This window comes from Streptomyces narbonensis (genome assembly GCF_014649015.1).
Taxonomy (GTDB): domain Bacteria; phylum Actinomycetota; class Actinomycetes; order Streptomycetales; family Streptomycetaceae; genus Streptomyces; species Streptomyces narbonensis.
Genome location: NZ_BMSF01000012.1, coordinates 247,001 through 256,831, shown reverse-complemented (window position 1 = coordinate 256,831; position 9,831 = coordinate 247,001). Strand labels below are relative to the sequence as shown.

Genomic DNA, 9,831 nt, shown 5'->3' with positions numbered 1-9,831 from the left:
CTGACCGAACCGAACAACACCCAGCTCACCCACCTCAACCACCCCACTCATCCGACCTGCCCCACCCCACCCCCCCCACCCATCCGACCGCACCTACCCCGCCCCACCCCGTACGACCGGCCCCCTCCCGGAGGACACTCGTGCACCGACAACACCCCCGCACCAGGACCCCGCTCGCCGGAAAGACGCGCACCACGAAACCCCTGGCCCTGCTCACCAGCGGCCTCCTCGCCCTCGCCGGCCTCACCCTCGGCGCCCCCACCGGCCACGCCGCCGACACCGAACCCCGTACCCCGACGACACCGGCCTCCGCTTCCGCCTCCGCCACGGGTCCCGCCTCCGCCGCCGAGGAATTCCAGCAGGTCACCCTCGCCAAAGGCGCCCCCGAAGTCGGCGAACCCATGTCCCTCGCCGTACTCCCCGACCGCAGCGTCCTGCACACCTCCCGCAACGGCGAACTCCGCCGCACCGACGCCGCCGGCAACACCACCGTCATCGGCACCGTCCCCGTCTACTCCCACGACGAAGAAGGCCTCCAAGGCATAGGCATCGACCCGGACTTCGCCACCAACCGGGCCATCTACCTCTACTACGCCCCGCCCCTCACCACCCCCACCGGCGACGCCCCCAACGACGGCACACCCGCCGAACTCGCTCAGTACGACGGCGTCAACCGCCTCTCCCGCTTCACCCTGAAACCCGACCTCACCCTCGACAACACCAGCGAGAAGAAGGTCATCGACATCCCCGCAACCCGCGGCATCTGCTGCCACGTCGGCGGCGACATCGACTTCGACGCCCAGGGCAACCTCTACCTGTCGACCGGCGACGACTCCAACCCCTTCGCCTCCGACGGCTTCACCCCCATCGACGAACGCCCCGGCCGCAACCCCGCGTTCGACGCCCGCCGCACCTCCGGCAACACCAACGACCTCCGCGGCAAAATCCTCCGCATCAAGGTCACCGACGACGGCACGTACACCGTCCCCGCCGGAAACCTCTTCGCCCCCGGCACCGAGAAGACCCGGCCCGAGATCTACGCCATGGGCTTCCGCAACCCCTTCCGCTTCAGCGTCGACAAGACCACCGGCATCCTCTACGTCGGCGACTACGGCCCCGACGCCGGCGCCGCCGACCCCACCCGAGGCCCCGCCGGACAAGTCGAGTTCGCCCGGGTCACCAAGCCCGGAAACTTCGGCTGGCCGTTCTGTACCGGCGACAACCAGCCCTACGTCGACTACGACTTCGCCACCGGCACCTCCGGCACCACCTACGACTGCGCCGCCCTCAAGAACGACTCCCCGCACAACACCGGCCTCGTCGACCTGCCCCCCGCCGAACCCGCCTGGATCCCCTACAACGGCGACTCCGTACCCGAATTCGGCAGCGGCTCCGAATCACCCATGGGCGGCCCCGTCTACCGCTACGACCCCGCCAACACCTCCCCGGTGAAATTCCCCGAGGCCTACGACGGAGACTTCTTCGCAGGCGAGTTCGGCCGCCGCTGGATCAAGCGCATCGACCAGAACACCGACGGCACCGTCCAGTCCATCAACCCCGTCCCCTGGACCGGCACCCAGATCATGGACATGGCCTTCGGACCCGACGGAGCCCTCTACGTCCTCGACTACGGCACCGCCTGGTTCGGTGGCGACGACAACTCCGGCCTCTACCGCATCGAGAACGCCACCGGCGGCCGCTCACCCGTCGCCGAAGCAAGCGCCACCAAGACCTCCGGCACCGCACCCCTCAAGGTCACCTTCTCCTCCGCCGGAACCACCGACGCCGACGGCGACCCCCTCACCTACACCTGGGACTTCGGCGACGGCACCACCGCAACCACCGCCAACCCCACCCACACCTACCGCAAGAACGGCACCTACACCGCCACCGTCACCGCCCACGACACCACCGGCCGCACCGGCTCCGCCTCCGCCCACATCGTCGTCGGCAACACCGCACCCAAGATCGACCTCCAACTCCCCACAGAAGGAGCCCTCTTCGCCTTCGGCGACGAAATCCCCTTCAAGGTGACCGTCACCGACCCCGAAGACACCACCAACGGCCCCATCAACTGCGCCAAGATCAAGGTCACCTACGTCCTCGGCCACGACAGCCACGGCCACCCCGTCACCTCGGCCAACGGCTGCACCGGCACCATCAAGACCTCCGCCGACGGCGGCCACGACGACGACGCCAACATCTTCGCCGTCTTCACCGCCGAATACACCGACGGAGGCGGCGGCGGACAAGCCGCCCTCACCGGCCGCGACCAGGCCAAACTCCAACCCCGCCACCGCCAGGCCGAACACTTCGACAGCCAGCACGGCATCCGCACCTACGACAAGACCCAGGCCAACGGCGGCCGCACCGTCGGCGACATCGACAACGGCGACTGGATCGCCTTCACCCCGTACAACCTCACCGGCGCCACCAAACTCACCGCCCGCATCTCCTCCGGCGGCGCCGGCGGCTACCTCGAAGTCCGCACCGGCTCACCCACCGGCCCCCTCCTCGGCTCCGCACCCGTCCCCGTCACCGGCAGCTGGGAGACCTTCCAGGACATCGACGTCCCCCTCCGCTCCGTCCCCCGCAAGACCACCCCACTCCACCTCGTCTTCAAGGGAGGCACCGGCGCCCTCTACGACCTCGACGACTTCACCATCTCCAGCACCCCCATCGACCGCACCACCCGCCGCGTCCTCGTCTTCTCCAAGACCGCCGGCTTCCGCCACGACTCCATCCCCACCGGCATCACCACCCTCAAAGAACTCGGCGCCGCCAACAACATCACCATCGACACCACCGAAGAACCACGCCAGTTCACCACCAACAACCTCGCCCGCTACGACGCCGTCGCCTTCCTCTCCACCACAGGCGACGTCCTCGACACCGACCAACAGACCGCCTTCGAGAACTACATCTCCAACGGCGGCGGCTACCTCGGCATCCACGCCGCAGCCGACACCGAATACGACTGGACCTTCTACGGCGGCCTCGTCGGAGCCCACTTCCACTCCCACCCCCAGATCCAGCCCGCCACCATCCGCACCGAGGACCACACCCACCCCGCCGCCGCCCACCTCGACGGCCCCTGGCAGCGCACCGACGAGTGGTACAACTACCGCACCAACCCCCGCGGACAAGCCCGCATCCTCGCCACCCTCGACGAAACCACCTACCAGGGCGGCACCATGAAGGGCGACCACCCCATCGCCTGGTGCCAGACCTACGGCGGCGGCCGCTCCTTCTACACCGGCGGCGGCCACACCAAGGAGTCGTACACCGAACCCGCCTTCCGACAGCACTTGCTGGGCGGACTCCAGTACGCCACCGGCCAGGTCAAGGCCGACTGCAGCCCCCGGACCGGCAGCCGCAGCCTCTTCAACGGCGAAACCACCGAAGGCTGGAAACAGGCAGGACCCGGCGCCTTCGACATCACCGACGGCGAACTCCACTCCACCGGCGGCATGGGCCTCCTCTGGTACCAGGCCAAGGAATTCCGCTCCTACACCCTCACCCTCGACTGGAAACTCACCGGCGACGACAACTCCGGCATCTTCGTCGGCTTCCCCGCCTCCGACGACCCCTGGTCCGCCGTGAACAACGGCTACGAGATCCAGATCGACGCCACCGACACCGCCGACCGCACCACCGGAGCCGTCTACGGCTTCAGATCAGCCGACATCACCGCCCGCGACCGGGTACTCCGCCCACCCGGCCAGTGGAACACCTACGAGATCCGCGTCCGAGGCGAACACCTCCAGGTCTTCCTCAACGGCGTCAAGATCAATGACTTCACCAACACCGACCCCGCCCGCTCCCTCACCACCGGCCACATCGGCATCCAGAACCACGGCGCCGGAGACCGAGCAGCCTTCCGCAACATCCAGATCAGGGAACTCTCCACCTGACAGCCCCCTGACCACCACCCGACGACGGTGGGCGGGCACCACGACCCCCCCCCGCCCACCGCCCTCCACCCCCACCACCCTCCACCCCCTTCACCCCGCTCACACCCGCAGGACGAACAGGGAGGCCGTCCACATGACCACCGGACACCGCACGGGAATCTGGCTCATCGGCGCGAGAGGATCCGTCGCCACCACCACCGTGGCCGGCTGCGCCGCCCTCGTCACCGGACTCCACCCACCCACCGGCATGGCCACCGAGACCCCCGACCTCGCCGACACCGGCCTCCCACCCCTCGCCACACTCGTCTTCGGAGGACACGACACCACCGACTGCCCCCTCCCCAAACGAGCCGAACAGCTCACCACCGCCGGAGTCCTCCCGTACGGCCTCGCCGACGCCGTCACAGCCGAACTCGAAGCCGCCGACCGCGAGATCCGCCCCGGCGGCCCCCTCCCAGGCGACACCCGCACCGACGAACAACTCGTCACCACCTTCACCACCGACCTGACGGACTTCCGGGAACGCATTGGCCTGGACCGCGTCGTGGTCGTCAATGTGGCCTCCACGGAACCGGCGTCGGGGGGCGTCGGGCTCCCTCCCAGCACGCTCTACGCAGCCGCCGCACTCCGCGCCGGCTGCCCGTACGTCAACTTCACGCCGTCCACCGGACTCCGCCACCCCGCCCTCGCCGCACCGCTCGCGGCCTGCGGACTGCCCCACGCCGGCCGCGACGGCAAGACCGGACAGACACTCCTGAGGGCCGTCCTCGCCCCGATGTTCCTCCAGCGCGCCCTGACCGTACGCGCCTGGTCCGGCAGCAACCTCCTCGGCGGCGGAGACGGAGCCGCCCTCGCCGACCCGGCAGCAGCCGCCGCCAAGAACGCCGGCAAGGAACGCGTCCTCACCGACACCCTCGGCACCACCGTCGAAGGGCAGGTCCACATCGACGACGTCCCCGCCCTGGGGGAGTGGAAGACCGCCTGGGACCACATCGCCTTCGACGGCTTCCTCGGCACCCGCATGATCCTCCAGACCCTCTGGCAGGGCTGCGACTCCGCCCTCGCCGCCCCCTCGTCCTGGACCTCGCCCGCCTCACCGCCCGAGCACACGAGAGGGGCCTCACCGGCCCCCTCCACGACCTCGCCTTCTACTTCAAGGACCCCGAAGGCACCCCACCCGCCTCCCTCGCGGCCCAGTACGCCCGCCTCGTCACCTTCGCCCGAACCCTGCGCACCCCACCCACAGGGGACGAACAGTGACCCCGACCACCAGCACCAGCCCCAGCACCCCCGCGACCGCCACCACCGCCATCACCCGCACGCGCGCCTGGGCGGAACTCCTCCGCGTCTCGGCCCTGGCCTCCGTCCCCGGCGACGCCCTGGCAGGCGCGGCCACCGCGGGGACCCGCCCCGGACGCGACACACTCTGGGCGATCGCCGCCTCCCTCTGCCTGTACGAGGCGGGCATGGCCCTCAACGACTGGGCGGACCGCGATGAGGACGCCGCCGAACGCCCGCACCGCCCGCTGCCCTCGGGCCGCATCACCCCCGCAGCCGCCCTCGCGGCCTCGGCCGCCCTCACGGCGACAGGCCTCGGCCTCGCCTCCCGCGCAGGCCGCCCGGCCCTCGCGGTCGCCAGCGCCCTCGCCACCACCGTCTGGGCCTACGACCTCGGCCTCAAACACACCCCGGCCGGCCCCGCCACCATGGCGACCGCCCGCGCCCTCGACCTCCTCCTCGGGGCCACGGCCACCACCCCCACACCGCGCCGCGCCCTCCGCTCACTCCCCGCCGCCGCCCTCCTCGGCGCCCACACCTACGCCGTCACCGCCGTCTCCCGCCACGAGACACACGGCGGCTCGACCCGCACCCCACTCGCCGCCCTCGCCGTGACCCTGACGATCGCCGGCACGCTGTCCACCCGCACCCCTCAACCCCCACCTCCGGGGCCCCCCGCCCCCCGCCCCCGCCCCGCCCTCCCCTTCCCAACCCCCAGCCCCCACCCCAGGTCCCACCCCGACCCCCACCCCGGCGCCCTCCACTCCAGCGGCCGTCCCCACCTCGGCCCCCTCCTCGCCCTGGCCTACGCCCGCACCCCCGCCACCCTCCTCCTGCACGCCGCCCTCAACCCCTCCGCGGCGCTCACCGAGCGGGCCGTCGGCGGCGGGATACGGGCGACGATCCCGCTCCAGGCGGCGCTGGCCGCCCGCGCCGGAGCCACCGGCACGGCGCTCGGGCTGCTCGGCCTCGTCCCGCTCGCCCGCGCCCTCGCCCGGAAGGTGAGCCCCACATGACCACCACCCCCCACCCCGGGCGCCCCGCACCCGGCCCCGCCGCCCACCCCGGGCCCCGCCCCGCGCCCGACCCCGCACCCCGCCTCAGGCTGGGCTACGGCACCAACGGCCTGACCGACCTGCGGCTCGACGAGGCCCTCGGTCTGCTCGCCGACCTCGGCTACGACGGCGTCGGCCTGACCCTCGACCACATGCACCTCGACCCGCTGGCGCCTGACCTGGCCGCCCGCACCGCCCGGGTCGGCCGGCGGCTGGCCTCCCTCGGACTCGGTGTCACCGTCGAGACCGGCGCCCGCTACGTCCTCGACCCGCGCCGCAAGCACGGCCCGTCACTGCTCGACCCGGACCCCGAGGACCGGGCCGCCCGCACCCGGCTCCTGCTACGAGCCGTCAGGGTCGCGGCCGACCTCGACGCACACGCCGTGCACTGCTTCAGCGGCACCGTCCCCGCGGACACCCCGCCCGACGAGGCCTGGAAGCGGCTCACCACATCCCTCACCCCCGTCCTGGAAGCCGCGGACGCCGCCCGCGTCCCCGTCGCCGTCGAACCCGAACCGGGTCACCTCCTCGCCACCCTCGACGACTTCCACCACCTGCGCGGACTCCTCGGAGCGCCCGCGCCCACCGTCCTGGGCCTCACCCTCGACATCGGCCACTGCCAGTGCCTCGAACCCCTCCCTCCCGCCGACTGCCTGAGGGCCGTCGCCCCCTGGGTGCACCACGTCCAGATCGAGGACATGCGCCGCGGTGTCCACGAACACCTGCCGTTCGGCGACGGGGAGATCGACTTCCCACCCGTCCTCGCCGCTCTCGCCGACCTCACAGCCGCCGGCTACGCGGGGCTCACCGTCGTCGAACTGCCCCGGCACTCCCACGCCGGCCCCGAACTCGCCCGCACCTCCCTCTCCTTCCTGCGGCAGGCGGCCCCGGCATGCTGACCGGCGCCGCCCGCATCTGGCTGGACTCGGCCCTCACCGAAGCCGCCGCCCGCACCCCCGCCTGGGAAACGCACTTCGTCACCGCCGGACGTCACTGCGACCCCACCCACGCGGACTCCGCCCGCACCCTCCTTCTCCGGACGGCCGCCGCCGACCCCGCCACCCTCACCCGCCTCTACCACCACGGCGCCGCCGCCGAGCGACGCGCCGTCCTCCTGGCGCTGCCCTCCCTCGTCCCCGGCCCCGAGGCCGTCCCCCTCGTCGAGGACGCCCTGCGCACCCACGACACCACCCTCATCGCCGCCGCCCTCGGCCCCTACGCCGCCACCCACCTCACCCCCCACACCTGGCGCCACGCCCTGCTGAAGTGCCTCTTCACCGGCGTCCCCGTCACCGCCGTCGCCGGCCTCGCCGAGCGCTCCGCCGGGGACACCGAACTCGCCCGGATGCTCGCCGACCACGCCGCCGAACTCACCGCCGCGAGCCGGCCTCTCCCCGCCGACCTGTCCCGCGTCCTCGCCCTCACCACCGCCGCCGTCACCGCACCCGTCGAGGAGTCCTGATGCGCGTCTTCGACCCCCACATCCACATGACCTCGCGCACCACGGACGACTACCAGGCGATGTACGACGCCGGAGTCCGCGCTCTCGTCGAACCCTCCTTCTGGCTCGGCCAGCCCCGCACCTCGCCCGCCTCCTTCCTCGACTACTTCGACTCGCTCCTCGGCTGGGAACCCTTCCGCGCCGCCCAGTACGGCATCGCCCACCACTGCGCGCTCGCCCTCAACCCCAAGGAGGCCAACGACCCCCGCTGCACCCCCGTCCTCGACGTCCTGCCCCGCTACCTCGCCAAGGACGGCGTCGTCGCCGTCGGCGAGGTCGGCTACGACTCCCTGACCCCGGCCGAGGACGCCGCCCTCGCCGCCCAGCTCCAGCTGGCCGCCGACCACGGCCTGCCCGCCCTCGTCCACACACCCCACCGGGACAAGCTCACCGGTCTGCGCCGCACGATCGACGTCGTCCGCGAATCCGCGCTCGCCCCCGACCGTGTGCTCCTCGACCACCTCAACGAGACCACCGTCAAGGAGGCCGCCGACAGCGGCGCCTGGCTCGGCTTCTCCGTCTACCCCGACACCAAGATGGACGTCGACCGGATGGTCGCGATCCTCCGGAACCACGGGACCACCCGCGTCCTCGTGAACTCGGCGGCCGACTGGGGGAGGAGTGACCCCCTCAAGACCCGCGCGGTCGGCGACGCCATGCTCGCCGCCGGATTCACGGACGACGACGTCGACCAGGTCCTGTGGCGCAACCCCGTCGCCTTCTACGGCCTCAGCGGACGCCTCCGGCTCGACCTGCCCACCCCCCAGGTCCTGCACGAGGGCAACTCCCTCCTCCGCGGCGGGGAATGAGGCGCCACGCATGCGCTTCCGGCACCCCGACGGTTCCACCGTCCACCTCGCGTATTGCACGAACGTCCACCCGGCGGAGACCCTCGACGGCGTCCTCGCCCAGCTCCGCGACCACTGCGAGCCCGTCCGCCGCCGCCTCGGCCGCGACCGGATCGGCATCGGCCTCTGGCTCGCCCGCGCAGCCGCCCACACGCTGACCGCCGACCCCGCCTCGCTCCGCGCACTGCGTATCGAACTCGACCGTCGCGGCCTCGAAGTGGTCACGCTGAACGGCTTCCCCTATGAGGGTTTCGGCGCCGACGAAGTCAAACACCGGGTCTATCAGCCCGACTGGACCCGCCCCGAACGCCTCGCCCACACCACCGACCTCGCCCGTCTCCTCGCCGCGCTCCTCCCCGAGGACGTCGGTGAGGGCTCCGTCTCCACCCTGCCCCTCGCCTGGCGCACCCCCTTCGACGCCCGGGCCGCCGCCACCGCCCGCACGGCCCTGACCACGCTCGCTGCGCGCCTCGACGCGCTCCAGGACCTCACCGGACGAAGCATCCGGATCGGCCTCGAACCGGAGCCCGGCTGCACCGTCGAAACGGTCGCCGACGCCGTCACCGCGCTCACCGACGTACCGCGCCACCGCATCGGTGTCTGTCTCGACACCTGCCACCTCGCGACCTCCTTCGAAGATCCCCGTACCGCCCTCGACGCGCTCACCGCCGCCGGCATCACCGTCCCCAAGGCGCAGCTCTCCGCCGCGCTCCATGCCGAACACCCGCACCTTCCCGAGGTCAGGGCCGCGCTCGGCGCCTTCGCCGAGCCCCGCTTCCTCCACCAGACCCGTACGAGGACCGCCGCCGGACTGAGGGGAACCGACGACCTCCCCGAAGCCCTCACCGGAGCCGACGTCGATCGCGCACCCGATCACGCATCCGGTCGCACCCCAGGCACCGCCACCGCCACCGGAACCGCCATCAGCACCGGCCTCCCCGACGCGACGCCCTGGCGCGCCCACTTCCACGTCCCCCTCCACGCCCCGCCCGCGCCTCCTCTCACCTCCACGCTTCCCGTCCTCCAGGAGACCCTCGCCCTCCTCGTCGGCGGACCCCGCCCGCTCACCCGGCACCTGGAGGTCGAGACCTACACCTGGCAGGCCCTGCCTGCGGACCGGCGCCCCCGCACGCGGGCCCGGCTCGCGGAGGGCATCGCCGCCGAACTGACCCTGGCCCGCGACCTGCTGACCGACCTCGGTCTCAAGGAACTGCCGTGAAGGAACCGTCCCTGAA

Annotated in this window: 6 protein-coding genes and 1 pseudogene; all 7 read left to right on the top strand. The window is 72.2% G+C overall.

The features are described 5' to 3' along the window. Nucleotides 1-140 precede the first annotated feature (140 nt). Nucleotides 141-3,914 (top strand): ThuA domain-containing protein, encoded by a 3,774-nt coding sequence (locus tag IE124_RS23795; protein WP_189509963.1) that lies wholly within the window; start codon nucleotides 141-143, stop codon nucleotides 3,912-3,914. Between the two features lie 133 nt (nucleotides 3,915-4,047). Further along, nucleotides 4,048-5,174: pseudogene (locus IE124_RS23790) on the top strand (inositol-3-phosphate synthase). A 50-nt stretch (nucleotides 5,175-5,224) separates the two neighbouring features. Then, nucleotides 5,225-6,208 carry an SCO3242 family prenyltransferase gene (locus IE124_RS23785; protein WP_229832776.1) on the top strand — a complete coding sequence of 328 codons (984 nt, stop codon included), beginning with the start codon at nucleotides 5,225-5,227 and terminating at the stop codon, nucleotides 6,206-6,208. Beyond that, complete coding sequence (locus IE124_RS23780) at nucleotides 6,205-7,146, top strand: sugar phosphate isomerase/epimerase family protein (RefSeq protein WP_189509961.1); 942 nt, start codon at nucleotides 6,205-6,207, stop codon at nucleotides 7,144-7,146. Before IE124_RS23785 ends, IE124_RS23780 begins: the two co-directional genes overlap by 4 nt. Beyond that, nucleotides 7,140-7,709: an EboA domain-containing protein gene (locus tag IE124_RS23775; RefSeq protein WP_189509960.1), complete on the top strand. Its 570-nt coding sequence runs from the start codon at nucleotides 7,140-7,142 to the stop codon at nucleotides 7,707-7,709. The genes IE124_RS23780 and IE124_RS23775 overlap by 7 nt, the downstream gene beginning before the upstream one ends. Continuing rightward, a complete protein-coding gene (locus tag IE124_RS23770) occupies nucleotides 7,709-8,557 on the top strand; it encodes a TatD family hydrolase (protein ID WP_189509959.1) in 849 nt (282 codons plus the stop codon). Before IE124_RS23775 ends, IE124_RS23770 begins: the two co-directional genes overlap by 1 nt. A 10-nt stretch (nucleotides 8,558-8,567) precedes the next feature. Further along, the gene (gene eboE / locus IE124_RS23765) at nucleotides 8,568-9,815 is read left to right on the top strand and encodes a metabolite traffic protein EboE (protein ID WP_189509958.1); all 1,248 of its coding nucleotides are present in this window, start codon (nucleotides 8,568-8,570) and stop codon (nucleotides 9,813-9,815) included. Nucleotides 9,816-9,831: the final 16 nt, after the last annotated feature.

Coding starts and splice junctions, on each gene's coding strand:
- IE124_RS23780 (WP_189509961.1), top strand. CDS start 6,205: ATGACCACCACCCCCCACCCCGGGCGCCCCGCACCCGGCCCCGCCGCC.
- IE124_RS23775 (WP_189509960.1), top strand. CDS start 7,140: ATGCTGACCGGCGCCGCCCGCATCTGGCTGGACTCGGCCCTCACCGAA.
- IE124_RS23770 (WP_189509959.1), top strand. CDS start 7,709: ATGCGCGTCTTCGACCCCCACATCCACATGACCTCGCGCACCACGGAC.
- eboE (WP_189509958.1), top strand. CDS start 8,568: ATGCGCTTCCGGCACCCCGACGGTTCCACCGTCCACCTCGCGTATTGC.